Consider the following 21,002-nt stretch of genomic DNA (forward strand, 5'->3'; position numbering starts at 1 on the left):
GGCGGCGTGCGAGCCCGGTTACGTATCCAGCAATTTTTTCAGCCGATAGAGTTCGTCCAGCGCCTGGCGCGGGGAAAGCTCGTCCGGTTGCAGCTCCGCCAGTGCCTGCAGGGCCGCCGGCGGTGGCGTGACCGGCGTGGGATCGCTGGCCGTTGCCGGCGCCGGGGACTCACCCTGTTCCAGTTGCTGCAACTTTTCCCGGGCCCGATCGATGACTGCGCGTGGCACGCCGGCCAGCGAGGCCACGTGCAGACCGTAACTGCGACTGGCGGGGCCGGGCTGGACCTGATGTAAAAAGATGATCTGATCCCCGTGCTCGCGGGCGTCCAGATGGACATTACGGCAATGGGGCAGCAACTCGGGCAGCCGGGTCATCTCGAAATAGTGGGTGGCGAACAGGGTATAGGCCTGGAGCCGGGTGGCCAGTTCCCAGGCGCTGGCCCAGGCCAGCGACAGGCCGTCGAAGGTGCTGGTGCCGCGGCCGACCTCGTCCATCAGGACCAGGCTGTTGGCCGTGGCGTGGTGCAGGATATTGGCGGTTTCGGTCATCTCCACCATGAAGGTGGAGCGGCCGCCGGCCAGATCGTCGGCGGCGCCGATGCGGGTGAAGATGCGATCCACCGGGCCGATGACGGCCGAGTCGGCCGGAACATAACTGCCGATATGGGCCAGCAGGGTAATCAGCGCGATCTGGCGCATGTAGGTCGATTTGCCGCCCATGTTGGGGCCGGTGATGATCAGCATGCGGGTCGCCTCGTCCAGTTCCAGATCGTTGGGCGTGAACGGCGTGGCCTGCACCTGCTCGATGACCGGATGGCGACCGCCCCGGATCTGCAACCCGGCCTGGTCGACCAGTTGCGGACAGCGCAGATCGAGCGTGGCGGCCCGCTCCGCCAGGTTGCTCAGGGCATCCAGTTGCGCCAGAGCCCCCGCGCAGGCCTGCAGCGGCCGGTGTTGCGTGTTGAGTGTGTCCAGCAGCGCGTCATACAGCTGCTTTTCCCGGGCCAGGGCCCGTTCGTTGGCGCTCAGCACCCGGTCCTCGATCTGCTTGAGCTCGGGCGTGATATAGCGCTCGGCGGCCTTGAGCGTCTGGCGCCGTTGATAATGATCGGGCACCGATTCGGCCCGCGCCCGACTGATCTCGATGTAATAACCGTGGACCCGGTTGTAACCGACCTTGAGATTGGCGATGCCGGATTGCTCACGCTCGCGCTGTTCCAGTTCGGCCAGAATGGTGCCGACGTTATGTTGCAGATCGCGCAGTTCATCCAGCTCGGGATCATAACCGGCGGCGATGACCCCGCCGTCGCGGATCAGCATGGGCGGCTGTTCGATCAGGGCGCTATTGAGCAGGTCATGTAACTGCGGAAACGGCCGGGCCTGTTCGTACAGTTCCGCCAGCAGGGGAAGGTCGGCCTCGAGTGCGGCCAGTTGCTCGCGCAGTTCGGGCAGGATCGCGAGCGCGTGTCGCAGTTGCACCAGATCCCGCGGGCGGGCCGATTTCAGCGCGACGCGGGTGAGAATGCGTTCGATATCGCCGATCTGGCCGAGCGCATCGCGCAGCGGCAGATAGCGATCGGATTCCAGCCACAGACCGATCAACGCCTGGCGTTGGCGCAGCCGATCGTGATCGCGCAGCGGCCGGTTGATCCAGCGGCGCACCAGCCGGCTGCCCATGGGCGTGACGCAGCGATCCAGAATACCGGCCAGGGTGTGGTTGTGCTGGCCGGACAGGCTCTGTTCCAGTTCCAGGTTCTGGCGGGTGGCGGCATCGAGCAACAGGCTCTGTTCCCGTTGCTCGGTGATCAGTCCGTGCAGATGCGGCAACAGGCCGCGCTGGGTCTCCTGCACATAACGCAACAGGCAGCCGGCGGCGGCAATGGCCTGCGGCCAGTCGTCACAGCCGAAGCCGGCCAGATGTTGGGTTTGAAACTGATCGCACAGCAGGCGATAGGCGCTGTCGTGTTCGAAGTGCCAGGGTGCGCGGGTTTTGATCGCCGCGGTACGCAGACCCGGATAGTGATTATCCCGTTGTTCGTCGACCAGCAACTCGGCCGGCTGCAAACGGACCAGTTCCGAGTGCAGAGCTTCGTCCCCGTCCAGCTGCTGGACACTGAAACGGCCGCTGCTCAAATCGAGACAGGCCAGCCCGGACTGATCCTTATGCCGATACAGCGCGGCGATCAGATTATCGCGCCGCTCTTCCAGCAGCGCCTCGTCGGTCAGGGTGCCGGGGGTGACAATGCGCACCACCTCGCGTTTGACCGGGCCCTTGCTGGTGGCCGGATCGCCGAGCTGTTCGCAGATGGCAACCGACTCCCCCTGGCGCACCAGGCGGGCGAGATAACTTTCCACCGCGTGATAGGGCACCCCGGCCATCGGGATCGGCTCGCCGGCCGACTGGCCGCGTTGTGTCAGGGTAATGTCGAGCAGGTTGGCCGCGCGTTTGGCGTCGTCGTAAAACAGCTCGTAAAAATCGCCCATGCGATAGAACAGCAGAATATCCGGATACTCCGCCTTGATGCGCAGAAACTGCTGCATCATCGGCGTATGCTGTGAATTCTTTCCTGATGAACTCATGCCGTTATGATGCTCTACTCATTGAATTTTATGCATTTATCGTTTTTTCGTCGTCTCTTAACATCTCATTGAGTCTCACGAAAAAGTGTAACTTTTGCTGAAATCCAAAAGTTACACTTTTTCCGTCGCGCCGGACAAACGGATATCAATTCAAGAGGATGCCAATGGCAACAGTGCAGGGTACCAAACCTCTATCTTCCAGAACAGTGGAGGCGATGAGGCCGGGAGATAAGATTAAGCCCGACACGGGAGAAAACATCGGGTTGCGAGTGAAATGCGGGGCTACCGGAGTGAAAACATTTTTTTATCGCTATACCAGCCCGATCACCTCAAAGCTCGTTCAGGTGAAAATCGGCAACTTCCCGGAGACCTCCCTGGCCGAAGCGAGATTGAAACTCCAGGAACTGAAACAAATTCGCCGCCAGGGGTGTTGCCCGGCAACTAAGGCCAAAGAGGAGAAGCAGCAGGAACGGGAGCAGGCCCAGGAATTGGAGAAGAGGCAAGTAGAGTCAGTTGAAAAGTCCTTCACGGTTGAGAAGCTCGTAGAGTCCTACCTGACCCAATATATCGAAGACCGGAATTCTCCAGGCGGCAAGGTCATCGCCGGTGCACGAAAACCGAAGGGCAGTCCGAGACGCGCAGAATCCTCTATGGCGATTTATACTCCGGCGGGGCGACACGGCTCGCTTACGCATCGCCGTCGGTAGCAAGACCCCCGGCAAGCGACAACCGCGTCTCCTAGAACACGGCGGCGCGGTCGTCCAGGCGGTGGCTGGTCCAGTGGCCGTCGATGAATTCGGCGAGCTGGTCGGCGAGGCGAAGTTCGGCATCGCCGGGGTGAATCCCGATCCTTAACGGTCGGCCGCTGCGGCGGGCCTGATGGGCCTGAAAGCGGTTCCAGCAGCGCAGGAAGGCGGCGCGGAAGGCGGTATCCGCTTCGAAGCCCACCAGTGGCAGGGCATGCAACCGTCCGCTGCGGCAGTCGATGACGCCCCGGGTGACTTCCACCTGTTGATAGGGCAGCGCGGCCAGACGCGCTCGGGGCAGGCGGCCCAGCGCCCAGGCAGGGGGTATGTAGCTGGTGGGCGTTGGCAGGTCGTGGGCCTCGAACCAGATAGCGCTGTCGCGCATGAGTTGTTCGATTTCAGCGGTGGTCAGGGCCAGATGTTCGGCTGCATCGCGGGAGATGAACAGGGCATGCAGTCGGTGCCAGAGGCCATGAATCCTGCGGGCGTGATGCTGCCAGCCGTGAGCGGCCAGTTCCATGCCCTGCCGGGACCAGGCGGCGAGCCGGGCGATGTCGGTCTCGTCCCAGGCCCGGCCGGGCACGACCAGCAGGGTGATGGCGGTCCTGTCCCGCGCCCGCAGCCGCTCGATCAGGGCTTCGACCCGGTCCAGGGTCTCGGGCATGACGTCGTGAATGCTGATCAGCGCCTTCACGCACGCCCTCCCCGGGCGTGCCGGGCGAGCACCGTCAGCCACTGATCCACCGTGCGGCGATTCAGCGCCTCGGCCGCCTCGCGGGCATGGCTGCTTTTCCGCTGCCACACGGCGGCGGGTTCCGCGACCAGGGAGGTGAGCGCGTCGGCGACGGACTGACCCGCCGGCAGCGTAAACAGCCCGTCGGCAAGATCAGGCCAGTCGTGGATGCCGGCATGCTCGGACACCAGCGCCGGCCGTCCTCGGGCCATGGCCTCCAGGGCGATGGTGCCGAAGGTCTCCATGTGGGAGGGCAGGACCAGCAGGCTGGATTCGTCGATCAACGCGCGCAGCGCCTCGCGGCTGAGCCAGCCGCGATAGCTGAGGTTGTCGAGTTCGTCGGCGGCCGCCTGCACGCTCTTTCGCAGCGGGCCATCGCCGCCGATGACGAATTGCAGCGCGGGGTGTTGGCGGGCGGCGTCGATAAAACTGTCGATGTTCTTCTCCGCCGCCAGCCGCCCGGCGAAGCACACTTGCCGCAGTGCGGTCGGCGATGCCGCCGCCGGCGTGTTGAGAAAGCCGGGTTCCAGCGGCGTGCCCATAACGTCCACGGCGGGCGCGCCCAGGGCGGTCACGTCATCGGCCAGGCCGCTGTTGTTGACAAGCACCGTGCCGCTGCGGCGGCTGATGAAACGGTTGGCGCCCCGCATGAAGCCGTTGACGATCCGCTTCTTGAGCGGCCCCCAGTACAGGTCGGCCAGGCCCTCGAAATCGGTGTGATAGGCCGAGATGAACCCGCAGCGGTGCCGGCGCGCCGCCCACATGCCAAGCAGGCCGAAAGGGCCAGGCGTGACGCAGACGATAATGTTCGGTCGCAACGCCCGCAGCTGGCGTCGGATGCGGGGCAGGCTGGGGGTCACCAGCTGCTGGGTGGGGTCGCCCGGCAGTGGCACGGACAGCAGGCTGAAGCGGCCCCGCGGGCGCGGCTGGATGACCTCGGCGGCCTCGACACGCGGCAGCAGATGCGGCAGCAGATCATGGTAATAGGCCCCGGTGCCGTTGCGTTCCGGCAGGGAGTCGGAGAAGAAGGCAATGCGCAGAGACGCCACGGGCAGGGCCTCATCGCTGGGCGGGTTGGGCGGATGATTCACTCGGGCACTCCGACTCGTTGTGGTAGATCAAGAAGACGATAGTAAGGGGGCAGCAGCCGTTGCGCCAACTCCTCGGCAGGAATGGCCAGGTCCCCGCTACGGTGTTGATGGCGACTGCGGCCGGTGCTCGCGGGGAGCCCCGCCAGATGGGCGGCCAGCGCATCGCCGACGGGCAGCGCCAGTTGCGCCAGCAGCGCGCGGATCACCGCCGCCTGGGCGCGGCGCAGATCGGCCATGTCCACCACGACGGCGCGCTGCTCGGGCCAGTCGGGCAGTATATCGGCCATGTGTTGCAGGGAGGCCTCGAACTGATCCAGAAAAATCCGCTGCAACGCCTCGCCGTCGACCCGGGCGCCGAACAGGGCCTGGGCGCTGCGGATCGAGCTGATCTGGGAGCTGAGGGCCGATGTCGGCTCGCGCACACACAGAATGAATCGCGCCTGCGGACAGATCTGCCTCAGGCCCTGGATCCAGCTGCCGAACGCGGCGTTTTTGGAAAGCAGTCGCCGCTGCCCGCCATCCGCATAAATATGACGCTGCAGGCAGCGATGGTAGAACCGCAGCATCCGTTGCCGCCGCCCTGGCGGCATGTCGTCATCCATATGGCCAAGCTGACGCAGCCCTGGCGCCGCCGGAAAGGCCAGCAGCAGAATGAAACAGCCACCGGCGGGCAGCAGCGCAAGATAGTCTTCCTCGGCCGCTTCCATGCCCACTTCGTGAATGTCCGCCAGCTCGCCGGCCAGGCGTCGGGTCAGCGCCCGCAGGCCGCGCGCCACAAAACCCCCGAGCCGCCGATCAAGCGCCGCGCACAGCTCCACTATCCGGCGCTGCAGAATCGAGGGCGCCAGCAAGGCCTCCCAGGTGGTGATCGTGGTGTAGCGGGACTGCTCGGTGGCCAGCGTCCGGTGCAGGAACGTGGTGCCGCTGCGGGGAATACCGGTAATGAACAGCGCCTGCCCGATCTCCACCCGCCGGTAGCGGGGAAACAAAACCTCGTCCAGCAACAGACAGACGCCGTGGATGCCCTGAACCAGCACAAACAGCGGAAAACCGAGCACAAGCATCACCAGCCGGCGGGGCCGTAGCGGCGCGCAGGGGTGGCGCCAGCCGGCCAGCGCCTGAAGCCACCAGCCCAGGTGCCTTGGAAGGCTTTCCAGCAGTACGCGCAGTGTGATCATTGATCGTCGAAGACCAGCTTGTGGGAGACGAAAAAATTGAAGCCCATGCCCACCATGCCGCCCAGCCAGACGCCGAGCAGGGGCAGCCAGAAATCGACACCGGGCTTGAGACCGGCCTGCCTCCCCAGCATCACCACCAGCGCGAACACCCCATAATTGAGCAGCCCACCGCCGGAGAAAACCACATAAAAGCGCCCCAGGTCATGAAGTATCGTGCGGAAGCGCTCGTGCTGATGGAAGGTGAAATGCCGATTGAGGAAATAGCCCGCGGTCATCGCGGCGAGATAGGAAAACAGCCGGGAGATAAAGATATCCACCCCCGCCCCTTCGTGCAGTCCATACAGCAGGCCAATGTCGATCAGGGCGATGCTGCCGGCTACCATCGTAAAGCGGGCGAAAGTGGACCGTCGGCTGGTGGATCGAATGATACGAGCGAACATGCTGGGCTTATGCGGTAAGGGTGGTGGACAGCGGAGACTCTAACGATTCGGCGAGGGGAAAGCCAGCTCGCATCCTGTCTCGGTCTACAGGTTTGCCGGCACCAGTGTAGAGCGGCCTGTATTGACCTCGGGCATGGTGGCGTCGACCCGCCAGACGCAAGACCCGGTGGTGATCAAGAGGATTCTCGATCACTTGAAGAGTAAAGACGAAACCCGCGAGCCCTTCCCGTTACCCGAAAGCCGGGCGCCACCTGGCACGCTATTCGGCTAACGCCACCGCTCCCGTTCGACCCCGGATGCTGTTACTCACAGGCACACGGCAGGGTACCGGCTGGCCGCCCGCCGGGGATGGCCCGAAACGGGACGCTGGGACGGGAGGCTTTTTTGCTGGCGAGGACTGAATGGGGCAGGATTTAGGGATGGTGGAGGGCCACGCGTTCCACCTCCATCGCTGAATAACCGGTTGACCGGTCCGGAAAAGGGCGTTTATTCTTCTTATACTCCAGACCAGACTTCACGATAAACCGCCAGGTCTTCTACCGGGGTGTAGGCAAAGATCAGGGTGGGTAGGGTCTACCTGTTTGGCAGGATCCGAGGGAATATCGGCGATCAGGTCGCCGTTTTTGTCCTGGTACTGTATCGGACTCCATCCGGTTTCAGTTGGTGTCCGAGGGCAGGGGGACGATCTGGGTAATCAGTTCGCTACGGGGGATAGGCCTGTCATCATCAAGGTCGCTCATAGGGACTCCCTTTTGCCTCTGGAATTGTTGTAATGCTTCGCATGGTAACGGCCTTCGCGGTGTCTGCAAGAAAAACAGGATTTTTTCACCTTGTCATCTTTCTGTCATTTTTCTTCATTAGAGTTCTCGCAGTGCTTGAAGCGAGCTGTAAATCACCTCTCGCAAAGTGCTTGGAAAACCTAAAAGTGCTTGGAAAACCTAAAAGCGTTGAACGCAAATTGGAGAGAAACATGAAAAAATATCTTTTGATCAGTGCTGTCCTTGCCGGCTGCCTGACTGCCCAGAGTGCCTATGCCGTGGATACCGTCCAGGTGGATGGTTCAAGTACCGTTTTCCCGATTTCCGAGGCAATGGCTGAAGAGTTCGGTAAGAAGCATCGCGGCGAGATCCGGGTGACTGTAGGCCTGTCCGGCACCGGTGGCGGCTTCAAGAAATTCTGTCGCGGAGAGACGGACATTACCGGCGCTTCCCGTCCGATCCGTCCAGGTGAGCTTGAACAGTGCAAGAAAAACGGCATTGAATTTATCGAACTGCCGATCGCCATGGATGCTTTGAGTGTTGTAATCAACCCCAGAAACGATTGGGTCGACTACCTCACTGTGGCAGAGCTCAAGAAAATGTGGGAGCCGGAAGCTCAGGGTAAGATCACCAACTGGAACCAGATTCGCGACGGTTTCCCGGATCGTGACCTGGTTCTGTACGGTGCAGGCACCGACTCCGGCACCTACGATTACTTTACCGCCGCCATTGTTGGTGAAGAGCATTCCAGTCGCGGTGATTTTAGCGCCAGTGAAGACGACAACGTGCTGGTACAGGGTGTTGCCAACACTCAAGAGGCTCTCGGTTTCTTCGGCCTGGCCTACTATCTGGAGAACGAGAACAAGTTGAAGGCTGTTCCGATCTCCTGGAAAGGCAGTAAGCCGGTCAAGCCGAGCATGCAGAGCGCCGGTGATGGCGAATACCAGCCGCTGACCCGTCCGCTCTACTTCTATGCCAAAAAGTCTTCGGTAATGGAAAAGGACTACGTTGAAGAGTTCCTTCAGTTCATCTATCGCGACTCAAACAAGGAGCTGATCAGCGAGGTTGGCTATGTGCCCAACGGCCAGAAAGTTCGTGCAGCAGCTCTGCGGGTTCTGAACGACCGCGAAGTTGGTACGGCTTACCAGGGCTCCGAAGTAGGCGTTGATGTGGTCGAAACACTGAACCGCAAAAAGCACTACTGAGCAGGCTTATTGAAAGTCAGCAGAGGCGGAGGCAAGCATGCCTTCGCTTCTGTTATTATGCGCGCTGTCATTTTTTTGTAATCCAAGCTGGGCGTAAAACCAATGGCTAATCCCAATTCTGCGCGCCCTGAGTCCTCCGGGGTTCAGGTGTCCGCACACTTTCTCCGCAGGCGTGAAACGGTCAATAAGACCGCAAAATACGTGCTGATGGCAGCAGCGGCGGTGTCCGTGTTTGTTACCATCGGTATTGTGTATGTGCTGGTGAGTGAGGCTCTGAAATTCTTTGAAGATGTCTCGGTGTGGGAGTTTGTCTCCGGCACCAGCTGGACGCCGATGTTTTCCAGGCCGACCTTTGGCATCTGGCCGTTGTTGTCGGGCACCCTCGTTGTGTCGGGTATTGCCCTGGGAGTATCGATTCCCTTTGGCCTGACCCTGGCGGTGTATCTCAGCGAGTACGCGCCGGATAAAGTCCGGGAATCGGTCAAGCCGATACTGGAGTTGCTGGAAGGCGTTCCTACCGTGGTTTATGGCTACTTCGCCCTTTTTCTTGTGACACCTTTGCTGCAGATTATTTTTCCGGAACTACCGGGCTTCAATATGCTGGCGCCGGGTCTGGTGATGGGAATCATGATACTGCCCTACACCACCTCCCTGAGTGAGGACGCCATGCGGGCGGTGCCCAACAGCATTCGTGAAGGCGCTTACGCCCTGGGCTACAGCCGCTTCCACACCGCTGTAAAGGTAGTGATTCCAGCAGCCATATCCGGTATCACGGCCGCCTTTATTCTCGCCATGTCCAGAGCCGTGGGTGAAACCATGGTAGTGGCCATTGCTGCGGGCCAGATGCCAAACTTCACCTTCAACCCGATGGAAGGCGCGGCGACGATCACCACCTTTATTGTGCAGGTCAGCCTCGGCGATGTCAGCCATGGCTCCATTGCTTACCTGTCGATCTTTGCGGCCGGTCTGGTGCTGTTCCTGCTGACGCTGGTTTTCAACCTGATCGGTTTCTTCCTGCGCAAGCGCTACCGCCAGGCTTACTGAGGTGACTATGAACACATTGGCTACAAACATCCAAAGCGGTATCGATTACGCGTCGATTTCCAGAAAGAATCATTCCAAAGACATTATCTTTGCGTCCCTGGGCATTATCGTTCTGTTCATTGCCATATCGACCCTGCTGGCACTGTTTCTTGATCTGGCTATCCGCGGGGCGCCACAGTGGACTAACCCGGACTTCTACTCGAGCTTTCCATCGCGAAAGCCCATGGAAGCCGGTATTCTTTCCGCCTGGGTTGGCACCATCATGGTTATGCTGGTGACGGCCGTTGTCGCTGTCCCGCTGGGGATTGGTGCCGGGTTATACATGGAGGAATACGCCACCAAGAACTGGTTTACCGACATTATTGAAATCAACGTCTCCAATCTGGCCGGTGTTCCTTCGATTGTCTATGGCCTGCTGGCGCTCGGGCTGTTTGTCCAGACTTTCGGGATGGGCGAGACGGTGCTGGTCGCGGGGCTTGTGCTGGCGCTGATGATACTGCCGATTGTCATTGTTTCCACCCGGGAGTCGGTACGTTCAATTCCCGGCGAACTGCGGGAAGCGGCCTATGGCCTTGGCGCCAACCAGTGGCAGACCATGTCTCTGTATATCCTTCCGGCCGCCAAGCCGGGCATTATCACTGGTGGGATCGTCGGGCTTTCCCGTGCGATTGGTGAAACTGCCCCGGTTATCACCATTGGCGCGCTTTCGTATATTGCTTTCCTGCCGCCGTCGCCGGTCAGTGGCGAGCCTCCGTTCCTGAATTTTGAGTGGCTGTTCAGTTCGTTTACGGTTATGCCGATCCAGATGTTTGGCTGGGTCTCCCGGCCGCAAGCCGACTTTCAGATTACGGCGGCGGCGGCCGGTGCCGTACTGATCGTAATGACGCTGGCGATGAATGGACTGGCTATTTATATTCGCTATCGGGCCCGAAAGTCCTGACCGAACACGTGTCACATTGTTCGGATGAACTAATTAATCAATAGGTTTAAAAAGGGGCGACCCATGAGTACGGATCAAACGTCTACCATACAAATCAGTGAGTCCGCCCATCAGGGTGGACGTACCGCGAAACCCAGTGAAACCCGTGAACACTGGTACCTTGAGCCAGAAGGCGCGTTGCGGGCCAGGGTATCCAACCTGAAATTCTGGTACGCCGATGGCACCCAGGCGATTGACGATGTCAGCATGCCGCTGGTGGACAAGAAAGTCACGGCGCTGATCGGCCCCTCGGGCTGCGGTAAAAGCACGTTGCTGCGCTGCTTCAATCGCATGCACGACCTCTATCAGGGGGTGAAATACTCGGGTTCCATCAATCTGTTACCGGAAGATGAAAACCTGATTGACCTGGACGCTAACATTGTCCGGATGCGGGTCGGCATGGTGTTCCAGAAACCGAACCCCTTCCCGAAGTCGATTTACGAGAACGTGATCGCCGGCCTGAAAATCCGTGGCATCCGCAAGCGTGAGACCCTCGACGAAGTTGTTGAAACCTCGCTGAGACAGGCGGCGTTGTGGGATGAAGTCAAAGACCAGCTTCACCATCCGGCTCTGAGCATATCAGGCGGCCAGCAGCAGCGTTTGTGTATTGCCCGCGCGCTGGCGGTCAAACCCGAAATCCTTCTGCTGGATGAGCCCACATCAGCGCTGGATCCCATCGCCACTGCGAAAATAGAAGATCTGATTAACGAGCTGACCGGCAAAGTGACGGTGCTGATTGTGACCCACAATATGCAGCAGGCAGCGCGGATATCCAACTATACTGCTTACATGTACCTCGGCAAGCTGATTGAATACAACGAGACCAACGATCTCTTTCAGCGGCCGAAGTGCCAGCGCACGGAAGACTACATTACCGGTCGCTTTGGTTAAGACCGATATTATTGCCGCAGGAGCCGAACCGGAGATTTATTATGTCCACAAGTCATGAAAGCCATTTACAGCACATATCACAGCAGTTCAACACCGAGCTGAGCCAGCTTCGCGACGATTTCCTGAAGATGGGTGGTATGGTCGAAGACCAGATCGTCAAAGCCATGGAGGCCCTGGAAAACCACGATTACGAATTGGCGGAAGCCACCCGCGTCAAGGACAAAGAAGTTGATCAACTGGAATTGCTGATCGATGAGGAAGCCAACCGGGTGATCGTAAAACGGCAGCCAACTGCCAGCGATCTGCGCCTGGTGATTTCAGTGGTAAAAATGGTTTCAGACCTTGAGCGTATCGGTGATGAGTCGAAAAAGATCGCCAAGTTCGCGTTATCAATGTTTGATGAGAGCGACAACTTCGTGGCAGCGCCCAGGGGATATGTTGAGGCCCGGCATATTGCCCAGCACGTTGTCGCAATGGTCAGAGACGCTCTTGATGCGTTCGCGCGTTTCGATACCGAAATGGCATTGCGCATCATCAAGGAAGACAAGCGTGTCGATGAAGAATACAAGGCTGCGACCCGCTCACTTGTGACATATATGATGGAAGATCCGAGAAGCATTTCCAGTTGTCTTTCCATTATGTGGGTATTGAGATCTCTGGAAAGGGTCGGTGACCACGCCTGTAACATCGCCCAGCATGTGATTTTTCTTGTCGAGGGCGAGGATGTTCGTCACACGCCCATGGATGAGACTGAACGGGTCGTCGGCCGGTAATTCAGTTTCCGCCTCTGTGGTCTGTTGGTTGGGAGTTATTGCCTGGCAGGGGGCAAATGTTCAGAACACGCCCGTTAATACGTCCCTGTAGGGCTCGGTCGCGCCATCCATGGCGCTCTACGGTTCTGAACACTTGCCCCCAGCCAGGCTCTGCACCAGCTCCTGAAGGCTGCGAAGGCAGCTCCCAGATCAAAAAGTCTCAGCCCTTTTCTGTATTATCGGCATAGGGCGGCCATCCCAGAGGCTTGCCTGTCAAAAGGTGCAGATGGATGTGAAATATCGTCTGGCCTGCATTCTCTCCGCAGTTCATCACTGTCCGATAGCCGTCGTTTGCAAAGCCCATATCCTTCGCCAGTTTTGCCGCCACCCAGTACAGGTGACCGACCAGTTCCCGGTTGCCTTCCCCGATGTCCGGCGGTGTCGGAAAAGCGGCTGTCACTCACGCCGAATGGCAACATCCGTTACCAGCTCAAGACGCCGTACCGGGACGGCACCACGCATGTGATCTTTGAGGCGCTGGATTTCATTGCCCGCCTGGCGGCGCTGGTACCCCGGCTGCGCATCAGATAGTGCGGCTTGCGCGGCCGGTACGCGCGCAGGGACTCCAGGTGCGAAACCTCCACCGGGGTGCGCTCCGGGCTGGTCACACGAACGGTCAGGCCGGCCCGATCTACCTCTTTGACGGCGAAAAGCGCCCTCCCGGAGGCCGCAAGCTTCTTCGGGAACCGCATCGGCCGGAACCGGTGGGAGCAAGGTCACTGGCTGAGTATAGTGTAGCTTTTATGCGGCGTTCTTAAAACTATCCTTGTAAAACAATGGTGTAACGCCTATGCGGCAGGAGTAATGGGTAATGGGGGCTGGGAGTTTATCGGCTTTGCCCCGCACAGTGAACTCTCCTGTCCGGCAAAGCTGGAAATAACGCAGAGAACGCAAAGGCGCAAAGGACGCAAAGAATTAAATTGCTTTTAGAGCCAGGAAGGCATTGTGCCGGGCATAAAGGCAAGAAAGACACTATCGCTTTTTCTCGTCACTCGTCCCTGAATCGGCTTGCGCCGATTCGGTGGCTGCCATACAGTTCGCTGTAATTAATAAGAAAACGTCGGCGCAAGACGTCAAAACGGGGGAGGCCGGATGCCGAGGGATTATGACGAGAAGCGCGATTTCATTCGCGTCGAGGTGGATTGCGATATCCACTTCAAGCCGCAGGGCGCCGGGAGCGAGCAGATCGGACGACTGGCCAATCTCAGCGGGCGCGGCATGATGTTCATCGCCGCCGAGGAGATTCCGGTTGATACGCCGGTGGAGATCCGAATCGCGGCGGAAAAGCAGGTGACCGCGCCGCTGCATGCGATGGTTCGGGTGGTGCGCATGGCCAAACAGCGGCGGGGGGACGGTTACGAAATCGGCGCTATTATTACCAGTGTCTTCGATGAAAATGAGTAAGGCGGACAGGGGACGATGAGCCGAATCCCGAGTGATGAAATGTTGCTGGCGCTGGCCCACCGGATCAGCGAACGGCTCGAGCCACGCTCATTGTCAGTGACCACCGCCGAGTCCTGTACCGGCGGCTGGATTGCCAAGCTGCTAACCGATGTTCCCGGTTGTTCCGCCTGGTTCGATCGCGGCTTTGTCACCTATTCCAATGAGGCCAAGCAGGAACAGCTGGCGGTACCGGCCGCCGTGCTGGACGAACACGGCGCGGTCAGCGAGCCGACGGTGCGGGCCATGGCCGAGGGAGCGCTGCGCCACAGCCGGGCCGATTTGGCCCTGTCGGTCAGCGGCATCGCTGGCCCCGGTGGCGGACGGCCCGACAAGCCGCTGGGACTGGTCTGGTTCGGCTGGGCGCAGCGGCTTGCCGGTGACGGCACGTCGATCAGCAGCGAGCACTGCGTATTTAACGGCAACCGCGATGATGTGCGCCGCCAGGCGGTGGTCCGGGCGCTGGATGGTATCCTTGAGCTGATCGGTGAATGAGCCCCGCCTGCGTCTCTTTTTTGCCCTGTGGCCGCCGCCCGAACTGGCGCACCGCCTGCAACATGTCGCCCGGGCATTGTTCGATCGGCGCCAGGCCCGCCTGCTGCAGCGCGAACAACTTCATCTGACCCTGGTTTATCTTGGCCCCACCGATGCCGAACGGCGCGCCTGCGCCGGGCACGTCGCCGACGAGGTACGGGCCGAGGCTTTTACTCTCTGCTTCTCCCGGCTCGGCTTCTGGTCCCGCCCCCGGGTTGGCTGGATCGCCCCCGACAGCAGCCCGCCGCCATTGCTGGCCCTGGTGAGCCAGTTGCGGCAGGGGCTGGGCGAGTGCGGTTTTCCCATTGATCCACGGCCCTGGCAGGCCCATCTGACTCTGGCGCGCAAGTTGCGCCGACCGCCGTTGCGCGAGGGACTTGAACCACCGCTGTTGTGGCCGGTTGATGAGTTCGTGCTGGTCGAATCCCAAACCCGGCCGAGCGGAGCGGAATATCGCATCCTGCAACGCTGGCCGCTGATCGGTCAGGACCCTCAAGAAAACCATCGACTGCGCTGAAGCCACCGAAGCCACTGAAAAAAACTGTGACCTGTACAGGTTGTTCCGTGGCTTCGGTGTTTTCGGTGGTTGTGTTGTAAAGGCGGGCAGGGGGGCGGGCGACGACGGGCCGGGGCAAATCGAGGCTAGGCCGTGGCCGGGGTTGTGTGAAATAATGGCGCCGGGTTACGAGTGGGCGTGGGATCGTGTCCTGGCTCACGTCTAATGACGCCTTCAGAGCTACCGAGCCGCGCCAGTGCAAGGCGCAGTGCGCAGGCAATGGCGACTCCCTTGTCAAGCGCTGCAACACAGCAATGGCGCGGCTCGGTGGCTCCCTTCGGGCAAGGCGAGAAGCGGCCATCTGCGGCGTTGCTTGCCCTTGAGGTAGATGGCTACCCCTGCGGGCAAGCGCCTTGCATCTGGCCGCTTCTCGCCTTGCTGAAGGTGCCATTAGACGTGAGCCAGGACACAGGGAGCGATTTCATTCGATACATTACAGGAGAAATACCATGGATGCAGACAAGAAAAAAGCACTCAGTGCGGCACTGAGCCAGATCGAAAAACAGTTCGGCAAGGGTTCGGTCATGCGCATGGGCGATACCTCGGCGGTGCGCAATGTCGAGGCGATTTCCACCGGTTCGCTGGGGCTGGATATTGCCCTGGGCGTGGGCGGCCTGCCCAAGGGCCGGGTGGTGGAGATCTACGGTCCGGAATCCTCGGGTAAGACGACGCTGACCCTGCAGGTGATCGCCGAATGCCAGAAACACGGCGGCACCGCGGCCTTCGTGGATGCCGAGCATGCGCTGGATCCCCAGTATGCGGGCCGCCTGGGCGTTAACGTGGATGATCTGCTGGTCTCCCAGCCCGACACCGGCGAGCAGGCGCTGGAGATCACCGACATGCTGGTGCGCTCCAGCGCGGTGGACGTGGTGGTGGTCGACTCGGTGGCGGCACTGACCCCCAAGGCGGAAATCGAGGGCGATATGGGCGATACCCATGTCGGCCTGCAGGCACGGCTGATGTCCCAGGCACTGCGTAAACTGAGCGGCAACATCAAGCGCTCCAATACCCTGGTGATTTTCATCAATCAGATCCGCATGAAGATCGGGGTCATGTTCGGCAGCCCGGAAACCACCACCGGCGGTAACGCGCTCAAATTCTATGCGTCCGTGCGGCTGGATATCCGGCGTATCGGTTCGATCAAAAAGGGTGACGAGGTCATCGGTAACGAGACCCGGGTCAAGGTGCTGAAGAACAAGGTGGCGCCGCCCTTCAAGCAGGTGGAATTCGATTTGCTGTATAACGAAGGCATCTCCCGCGAGGGCGAGATCATCGATCTCGGTGTCAAGGAAGGGCTGGTGGATAAATCGGGCGCCTGGTACAGCTATAACGGCGATCGCATCGGTCAGGGCAAGGATAACGTGCGGAATTTCCTCAAGGAGCATCCGGAAATGGCGCAGGAGATCGAAGCCCAGATCCGCAATAAGCTGCTGCCCGGGCCGGCTGAGACTCAGGGAGAGGTTCAGGCCGACGCGCCCGATGACAGCGCGCTGGAAGAGGCCGAAGCCGAAGCCTGAATCCGGTGACGCCGTTTCGAGATGGCTAAAAGCGTCCGTGAAGCGGCGATGGATCTGTTGTCCCGCCGCGAACACAGCACCTGCGAGCTGCAGCAAAAGCTGGTGCGCAAGGGGTATGCCGAAGAAGAGGTCGACTCGGCATTGCAGCGCCTTGCGGATGAAAACCTGTTGAGTGACGAACGGTTCGTGGAAGCGTTCGTGCATTCCCGGCAGACCCGGGGCTCCGGGCCGCGCAAGATCATTGCCGAACTGTCGCAAAAAGGTGTCAGCGAGACGCTGATCTCCCAATACCTGGATGAACGCAGCCCGGTCTGGATCGATCTGGCCAGGGAGGTGCGCGTCAGGAAATTCGGGGCCGCTTTACCCGGGGAATACCGGGAAAAAGCCCGGCAGATGCGCTTTTTGCAGCAGCGCGGATTTACCACCGAGCAGATTCAAAACGTGGTGCGGGATGATGACTGAGATTGGGATACCCATGATGAACAGCAGTGCTGAATTACGTACAGCCTTTTTGGAATACTTCCGCGAGCGGGGCCACGAAGTTGTCGCCTCCAGCCCGCTGGTGCCGGCCAATGATCCGACCCTGCTGTTTACCAACGCCGGCATGGTGCAGTTCAAGGAGACCTTCCTCGGCCAGGAGCCGCGCCCCTACAAGCGGGCGGTCAGCTCCCAGCGCTGCGTGCGTGCCGGTGGCAAGCACAACGATCTGGAAAACGTCGGTTATACCGCCCGCCATCACACCTTTTTCGAGATGCTGGGCAACTTCAGCTTCGGCGATTATTTCAAGCGTGAGGCGATCGGGTATGCCTGGGAGTTTTTGACCGGGACGCTGAAACTGCCGGCGGACAAGTTATGGGTCACCGTCTATCAGGACGACGAAGACGCCGCCAATATCTGGCTCAAGGAAATCGGCGTGGACGAGCAACGCTTTACCCGCATCGGCGACAAGCCGGGCGGCAAGCGTTACGAAAGCGATAATTTCTGGTCCATGGGCGATACCGGCCCCTGCGGTCCCTGTACCGAGATTTTCTACGACCACGGTCCCGGGGTGCCCGGCGGCCCGCCCGGCAGTCCCGACGAGGACGGCGATCGCTATATCGAGATCTGGAACCTGGTTTTCATGCAGTACGACCGGGACAAAAGCGGCACCCTCAATCCGCTGCCCAAGCCGTCGGTGGACACCGGCATGGGACTGGAGCGCCTGGCCGCGGTCATGCAGGGCGTGCACAGCAATTACGAGATCGATCTGTTCCAGCGCCTGATCGATGCCGCGGCGAAAGTGACCGGCTGCAAGGACAAGCAGGACAACTCCCTCAAGGTGATCGCCGATCACATCCGCTCCTGCAGCTTTTTGATCGTCGATGGCGTGATGCCCTCCAACGAAGGGCGCGGGTATGTGCTGCGGCGGATCATTCGCCGGGCGATTCGTCACGGTCACAAACTGGGGGCGGCACAGGGCTTTTTCCATCAACTGGTTGAACCCCTGGCCAAAGAGATGGGCGAGGCCTATCCCGAACTGGTCAAACAGCAGACCATGGTGGAGAAAGTCTTGAAGCAGGAAGAGGAACGCTTTGCCGAAACCCTGGATCAGGGCATGCAGATCCTGGATCAGGCGATCGCGGATCTGCCCGATCAGACGATTCCCGGCGAGACCATTTTCAAACTGTACGACACCTTCGGCTTCCCGGTGGATCTGACCAACGACATCGCCCGCGAGCGCGGTCTGCAACTGGATATGGCCGGTTTCGACAAGGCCATGGCCGCCCAGCGTGAGCGGGCCCGTTCCGCCAGCCAGTTCGACGTCGATTACGGCGAAGCCGTGCAGGTGGAAGGCGAGACCGAGTTTACCGGTTACGAGCAGCTGGCCGGCCCGGCCACGGTCGAGGCGATTTATCAAAACGGCCAGCCGGTGGAGGAACTGGATCAGGGCCAGGCCGGCATGCTGGTGCTGGATCGCACCCCGTTTTACGCCGAAGGCGGTGGCCAGGTGGGCGATCGTGGCCGGCTGCAGTCGGCCGGGGGCAAGTTCACGGTCGAGGATACCCGCAAGCAGGGCGGCAAGGTCTTCTTGCATTTCGGCAAGGTGAGTGAAGGGGCGATCAAAACCGGCGAACAGGTCGAGGCGAGCGTGGATGCCGAACGCCGTCAGGCCACGGCCTATAACCATTCCGCCACCCATCTGCTGCATGCCGCGCTGCGCCAGGTACTCGGCGAGCATGTCACCCAGAAAGGCTCGCTGGTGGACGCCGATCGCCTGCGTTTCGACTTCTCCCATTTCGAGCCGATCAGCCGCGAACAGTTGCAGCAGATCGAGACGCTGGTCAACGCGCATATCCGGCGTAATCATCCGGTCGAAACGCAAGTCATGGCGCCGGATGCCGCGATTGCCGCCGGCGCGCTGGCCCTGTTCGGCGAGAAATACGGCGAAGCGGTGCGGGTCCTGCGCATGGGCGAGTTCTCCATGGAGCTGTGCGGTGGCACCCATGTCGAGCGCACGGGCGATATCGGCCTGTTCAAGATCATCAGCGAGGGCGGCGTGGCCGCCGGGGTGCGTCGTATCGAGGCGATGACCGGCCAGCGGGCCCTGCAGTGGGTGGAGGAGAACGAAGCCCAGCTGGAGGAGCTGGCCGGGATGTTCAAGGGCGCGCGCGAGCAACTGGCCGAGCGGGTTCGCCAGACGCTGGAACACAACCGCCAGCTGGAAAAAGAGGTGGAGCGGCTCAAGGCCAAACTGGCCAGCAGCCAGGGCTCCGATCTTGCCGCCCAGGCCCGGGAGATCGACGGGCTCAAGGTGCTGGCGGCGCGCCTCGACGGCGCCGACCCCAAGTCGCTGCGCGAGACCGTCGATCAGCTCAAGAACAAGCTGGGTTCGGCGGCCGTGGTGCTGGCCACGGTCAGCGGCGACAAGGTCGCGCTGGTGGCCGGCGTGAGCAAGGACCACACCGACAAACTCAAGGCCGGGGAACTGGTGAATATGGTCGCGCAACAGGTCGGCGGCAAGGGCGGCGGTCGTCCCGACATGGCCCAGGCCGGCGGCAGCCAGCCCGAAGGACTGGATGCCGCCCTGGCCAGCGTGCCCGAGTGGGTGCGCGAAAAGCTCGCCGGTTGAATCGGTTCTTCTGACCCATCGGCTGTAGAACGGTCTCCTGGCCGTTGCATTTTGCTATCCGAGCGGTTCGCGCCTTCCAATCTTTTGCCAACTAGTGTTTAATTTGCGCCCTTTGGGCACAGCGTAAAGGTGTTATGGCTCTTATTGTTCAAAAATATGGCGGCACCTCGGTCGGCAATGTCGAGAAAATCGAAAATGTCGCCGAGAAGGTGATCGCCAGTCGCCAGGCCGGCCACGACGTGGTGGTGGTGGTTTCCGCCATGAGCGGCGAGACCAACCGGCTGATCGAGCTGGCCAATCAGGTGAGTGACCAGCCCGATCCGCGGGAGTACGATGTGCTGGTCTCCACCGGCGAGCAGGTGACCATTGCCCTGCTGAGTATGGCACTCAATGCCCGTGGCTATCCGGCCCGCTCCTACACCGGCTCGCAGGTGCATATCCTGACCGACAGTGCACACACCAAGGCGCGGATTCTGGATATCGACGAGAGCCGCATGCGTACCGATCTGGAGCAGGGTCGGGTCGTGGTGGTGGCCGGTTTTCAGGGGCGCGACGAAGACGGCAATATCACCACCCTGGGCCGTGGCGGCTCCGATACCACCGCGGTGGCGCTGGCCGCGGCCCTCAAGGCGGACGAATGCCAGATTTACACTGACGTGGACGGGGTCTACACCACCGATCCACGGGTGGTGGCCGAAGCCCGGCGCCTGCAGCGCATCACGTTCGAGGAAATGCTGGAGATGGCCAGCCTGGGCTCGAAAGTCCTGCAGATCCGCGCGGTGGAATTTGCCGGCAAATATAATGTCAATTTAAGGGTGCTATCCTCATTTGAGGAAGGCCCCGGTACACTCATTACCTATGAGGAAGCAGCGGATATGGAACAACCTGTCATCTCCGGCATCGCCTTCAATCGCGATGAAGCCAAGCTGACGATCCTGGGCGTTCCGGATCAGCCCGGTATGGCATTCAGCATTCTGGGGCCGATTGGCGACGCCAATATCGAAGTGGATATGATTATCCAGAACGTGGGGGCGGACGGAACCACCGATTTCACCTTCACGGTGCATCGCAATGACTACGACAAGGCCCTGAAACTGCTGCAGGAGATTGCCAAAAAACTGGGTGCGCGCGAGGTTGCCGGCGACAAATCGATTGTTAAAATCTCACTGGTTGGCGTTGGCATGCGTTCTCACGCCGGGGTGGCCAGCCAGATGTTCGAGACCCTGGCCAAGGAGGGGATCAACATCATGATGATTTCCACCTCAGAAATCAAAATCTCCGTGGTGGTCGAAGAAAAGTACCTGGAACTGGGCGTACGCTCCCTGCACGGCGCGTTCGGGCTTGAGCAGGAAATGGCGGTATAAATCCGGTGTTTTGCCGCTGTTTATT

Annotated in this window: 18 protein-coding genes and 3 pseudogenes; 14 read left to right on the forward strand and 7 right to left on the reverse strand. The window is 60.5% G+C overall.

The window, feature by feature from the left end:
- Positions 1-18: 18 nt before the first annotated feature.
- The gene (gene mutS, locus U5K34_RS01165; protein WP_416223980.1) at positions 19-2,580 is read right to left on the reverse strand and encodes a DNA mismatch repair protein MutS; all 2,562 of its coding nucleotides are present in this window, start codon (positions 2,578-2,580) and stop codon (positions 19-21) included.
- A gap of 164 nt (positions 2,581-2,744) precedes the next feature.
- Between mutS and U5K34_RS01170 the strand changes: the two genes are divergently transcribed.
- The gene (locus U5K34_RS01170; protein WP_322566706.1) at positions 2,745-3,287 is read left to right on the forward strand and encodes an Arm DNA-binding domain-containing protein; all 543 of its coding nucleotides are present in this window, start codon (positions 2,745-2,747) and stop codon (positions 3,285-3,287) included.
- A 31-nt stretch (positions 3,288-3,318) separates the two neighbouring features.
- On the opposite strand, the gene U5K34_RS01175 is transcribed toward U5K34_RS01170, so the two are convergent.
- The 5 genes and pseudogenes from U5K34_RS01175 to U5K34_RS15980 form a co-directional block, all read right to left on the reverse strand.
- Positions 3,319-4,020: a polysaccharide deacetylase family protein gene (locus U5K34_RS01175; RefSeq protein ID WP_322566707.1), complete on the reverse strand. Its 702-nt coding sequence runs from the start codon at positions 4,018-4,020 to the stop codon at positions 3,319-3,321.
- Positions 4,017-5,150 carry a glycosyltransferase gene (locus U5K34_RS01180; RefSeq protein ID WP_322566708.1) on the reverse strand — a complete coding sequence of 378 codons (1,134 nt, stop codon included), beginning with the start codon at positions 5,148-5,150 and terminating at the stop codon, positions 4,017-4,019. Before U5K34_RS01180 ends, U5K34_RS01175 begins: the two co-directional genes overlap by 4 nt.
- Positions 5,147-6,328 carry a sulfotransferase gene (locus U5K34_RS01185; protein WP_322566709.1) on the reverse strand — a complete coding sequence of 394 codons (1,182 nt, stop codon included), beginning with the start codon at positions 6,326-6,328 and terminating at the stop codon, positions 5,147-5,149. The genes U5K34_RS01180 and U5K34_RS01185 overlap by 4 nt, the downstream gene beginning before the upstream one ends.
- Entirely contained in the window at positions 6,325-6,768 is a 444-nt protein-coding gene (locus U5K34_RS01190) for a GtrA family protein (protein ID WP_322566710.1), read from the reverse strand. Before U5K34_RS01190 ends, U5K34_RS01185 begins: the two co-directional genes overlap by 4 nt.
- Before the next feature lie 504 nt (positions 6,769-7,272).
- A pseudogene (locus tag U5K34_RS15980) lies at positions 7,273-7,405 on the reverse strand (phosphate/phosphite/phosphonate ABC transporter substrate-binding protein); the annotation flags it as partial.
- Positions 7,406-7,738: 333 nt separating this feature from the next.
- Here U5K34_RS15980 and U5K34_RS01195 point away from each other — a divergent pair.
- The 5 genes from U5K34_RS01195 (at position 7,739) to phoU (ending at position 12,418) form a co-directional block, all read left to right on the forward strand.
- Positions 7,739-8,731, forward strand: coding sequence for a PstS family phosphate ABC transporter substrate-binding protein (locus tag U5K34_RS01195; RefSeq protein WP_322566711.1), 993 nt, complete (start codon positions 7,739-7,741; stop codon positions 8,729-8,731).
- Positions 8,732-8,833: 102 nt separating this feature from the next.
- Entirely contained in the window at positions 8,834-9,775 is a 942-nt protein-coding gene (gene pstC / locus U5K34_RS01200; RefSeq protein ID WP_322566712.1) for a phosphate ABC transporter permease subunit PstC, read from the forward strand.
- A 7-nt stretch (positions 9,776-9,782) separates the two neighbouring features.
- Positions 9,783-10,715 carry a phosphate ABC transporter permease PstA gene (pstA, locus tag U5K34_RS01205; protein ID WP_416223981.1) on the forward strand — a complete coding sequence of 311 codons (933 nt, stop codon included), beginning with the start codon at positions 9,783-9,785 and terminating at the stop codon, positions 10,713-10,715.
- A 63-nt stretch (positions 10,716-10,778) separates the two neighbouring features.
- Entirely contained in the window at positions 10,779-11,645 is an 867-nt protein-coding gene (gene pstB / locus U5K34_RS01210; RefSeq protein ID WP_322566714.1) for a phosphate ABC transporter ATP-binding protein PstB, read from the forward strand.
- 41 nt (positions 11,646-11,686) lie between these two features.
- Positions 11,687-12,418 carry a phosphate signaling complex protein PhoU gene (phoU, locus tag U5K34_RS01215; protein WP_322566715.1) on the forward strand — a complete coding sequence of 244 codons (732 nt, stop codon included), beginning with the start codon at positions 11,687-11,689 and terminating at the stop codon, positions 12,416-12,418.
- A gap of 199 nt (positions 12,419-12,617) precedes the next feature.
- On the opposite strand, the pseudogene U5K34_RS15985 reads toward phoU, so the two are convergent.
- Positions 12,618-12,830: pseudogene (locus U5K34_RS15985) on the reverse strand (HIT domain-containing protein); the annotation flags it as partial.
- On the opposite strand from U5K34_RS15985, the pseudogene U5K34_RS01220 reads away from it, so the two are divergent.
- The 8 genes and pseudogenes from U5K34_RS01220 to U5K34_RS01255 all read left to right on the forward strand — a co-directional run.
- Positions 12,830-12,982 (forward strand): annotated as a pseudogene (locus tag U5K34_RS01220) (transposase); the annotation flags it as partial. The pseudogenes U5K34_RS15985 and U5K34_RS01220 sit on opposite strands and share 1 nt — an antisense overlap.
- Before the next feature lie 567 nt (positions 12,983-13,549).
- Positions 13,550-13,861, forward strand: a complete 312-nt coding sequence (locus tag U5K34_RS01225) for a PilZ domain-containing protein (RefSeq protein WP_322566716.1) — start codon at positions 13,550-13,552, stop codon at positions 13,859-13,861.
- Between the two features lie 24 nt (positions 13,862-13,885).
- Entirely contained in the window at positions 13,886-14,392 is a 507-nt protein-coding gene (locus U5K34_RS01230; protein WP_416223988.1) for a CinA family protein, read from the forward strand.
- Positions 14,385-14,948, forward strand: coding sequence for an RNA 2',3'-cyclic phosphodiesterase (gene thpR, locus U5K34_RS01235; RefSeq protein ID WP_322566718.1), 564 nt, complete (start codon positions 14,385-14,387; stop codon positions 14,946-14,948). The genes U5K34_RS01230 and thpR overlap by 8 nt, the downstream gene beginning before the upstream one ends.
- A 488-nt stretch (positions 14,949-15,436) precedes the next feature.
- Positions 15,437-16,504 carry a recombinase RecA gene (recA, locus tag U5K34_RS01240; RefSeq protein ID WP_322566719.1) on the forward strand — a complete coding sequence of 356 codons (1,068 nt, stop codon included), beginning with the start codon at positions 15,437-15,439 and terminating at the stop codon, positions 16,502-16,504.
- A 21-nt stretch (positions 16,505-16,525) separates the two neighbouring features.
- Positions 16,526-16,966, forward strand: a complete 441-nt coding sequence (locus U5K34_RS01245; RefSeq protein ID WP_322566720.1) for a regulatory protein RecX — start codon at positions 16,526-16,528, stop codon at positions 16,964-16,966.
- Positions 16,967-16,982: 16 nt separating this feature from the next.
- Entirely contained in the window at positions 16,983-19,613 is a 2,631-nt protein-coding gene (gene alaS / locus U5K34_RS01250) for an alanine--tRNA ligase (RefSeq protein WP_416223989.1), read from the forward strand.
- Between the two features lie 134 nt (positions 19,614-19,747).
- A complete protein-coding gene (locus tag U5K34_RS01255; protein ID WP_322566722.1) occupies positions 19,748-20,977 on the forward strand; it encodes an aspartate kinase in 1,230 nt (409 codons plus the stop codon).
- The last annotated feature ends 25 nt before the right edge of the window (positions 20,978-21,002 follow it).

It is taken from the genome of Thiohalophilus sp., from assembly GCF_034521165.1.
In the GTDB taxonomy this organism is placed as follows: domain Bacteria; phylum Pseudomonadota; class Gammaproteobacteria; order UBA6429; family Thiohalophilaceae; genus Thiohalophilus.

Bases quoted from the DNA above. Each gene is read 5' to 3' on its own strand.
- U5K34_RS01185 (WP_322566709.1), bottom strand. From the start codon at position 6,328: ATGATCACACTGCGCGTACTGCTGGAAAGCCTTCCAAGGCACCTGGGC.
- pstC (WP_322566712.1), top strand. From the start codon at position 8,834: ATGGCTAATCCCAATTCTGCGCGCCCTGAGTCCTCCGGGGTTCAGGTG.
- recA (WP_322566719.1), top strand. From the start codon at position 15,437: ATGGATGCAGACAAGAAAAAAGCACTCAGTGCGGCACTGAGCCAGATC.
- mutS (WP_416223980.1), bottom strand. From the start codon at position 2,580: ATGAGTTCATCAGGAAAGAATTCACAGCATACGCCGATGATGCAGCAG.
- alaS (WP_416223989.1), top strand. From the start codon at position 16,983: ATGAACAGCAGTGCTGAATTACGTACAGCCTTTTTGGAATACTTCCGC.
- U5K34_RS01195 (WP_322566711.1), top strand. From the start codon at position 7,739: ATGAAAAAATATCTTTTGATCAGTGCTGTCCTTGCCGGCTGCCTGACT.
- U5K34_RS01255 (WP_322566722.1), top strand. From the start codon at position 19,748: ATGGCTCTTATTGTTCAAAAATATGGCGGCACCTCGGTCGGCAATGTC.
- U5K34_RS01190 (WP_322566710.1), bottom strand. From the start codon at position 6,768: ATGTTCGCTCGTATCATTCGATCCACCAGCCGACGGTCCACTTTCGCC.
- U5K34_RS01170 (WP_322566706.1), top strand. From the start codon at position 2,745: ATGGCAACAGTGCAGGGTACCAAACCTCTATCTTCCAGAACAGTGGAG.
- pstB (WP_322566714.1), top strand. From the start codon at position 10,779: ATGAGTACGGATCAAACGTCTACCATACAAATCAGTGAGTCCGCCCAT.
- pstA (WP_416223981.1), top strand. From the start codon at position 9,783: ATGAACACATTGGCTACAAACATCCAAAGCGGTATCGATTACGCGTCG.
- U5K34_RS01225 (WP_322566716.1), top strand. From the start codon at position 13,550: ATGCCGAGGGATTATGACGAGAAGCGCGATTTCATTCGCGTCGAGGTG.
- phoU (WP_322566715.1), top strand. From the start codon at position 11,687: ATGTCCACAAGTCATGAAAGCCATTTACAGCACATATCACAGCAGTTC.
- U5K34_RS01245 (WP_322566720.1), top strand. From the start codon at position 16,526: ATGGCTAAAAGCGTCCGTGAAGCGGCGATGGATCTGTTGTCCCGCCGC.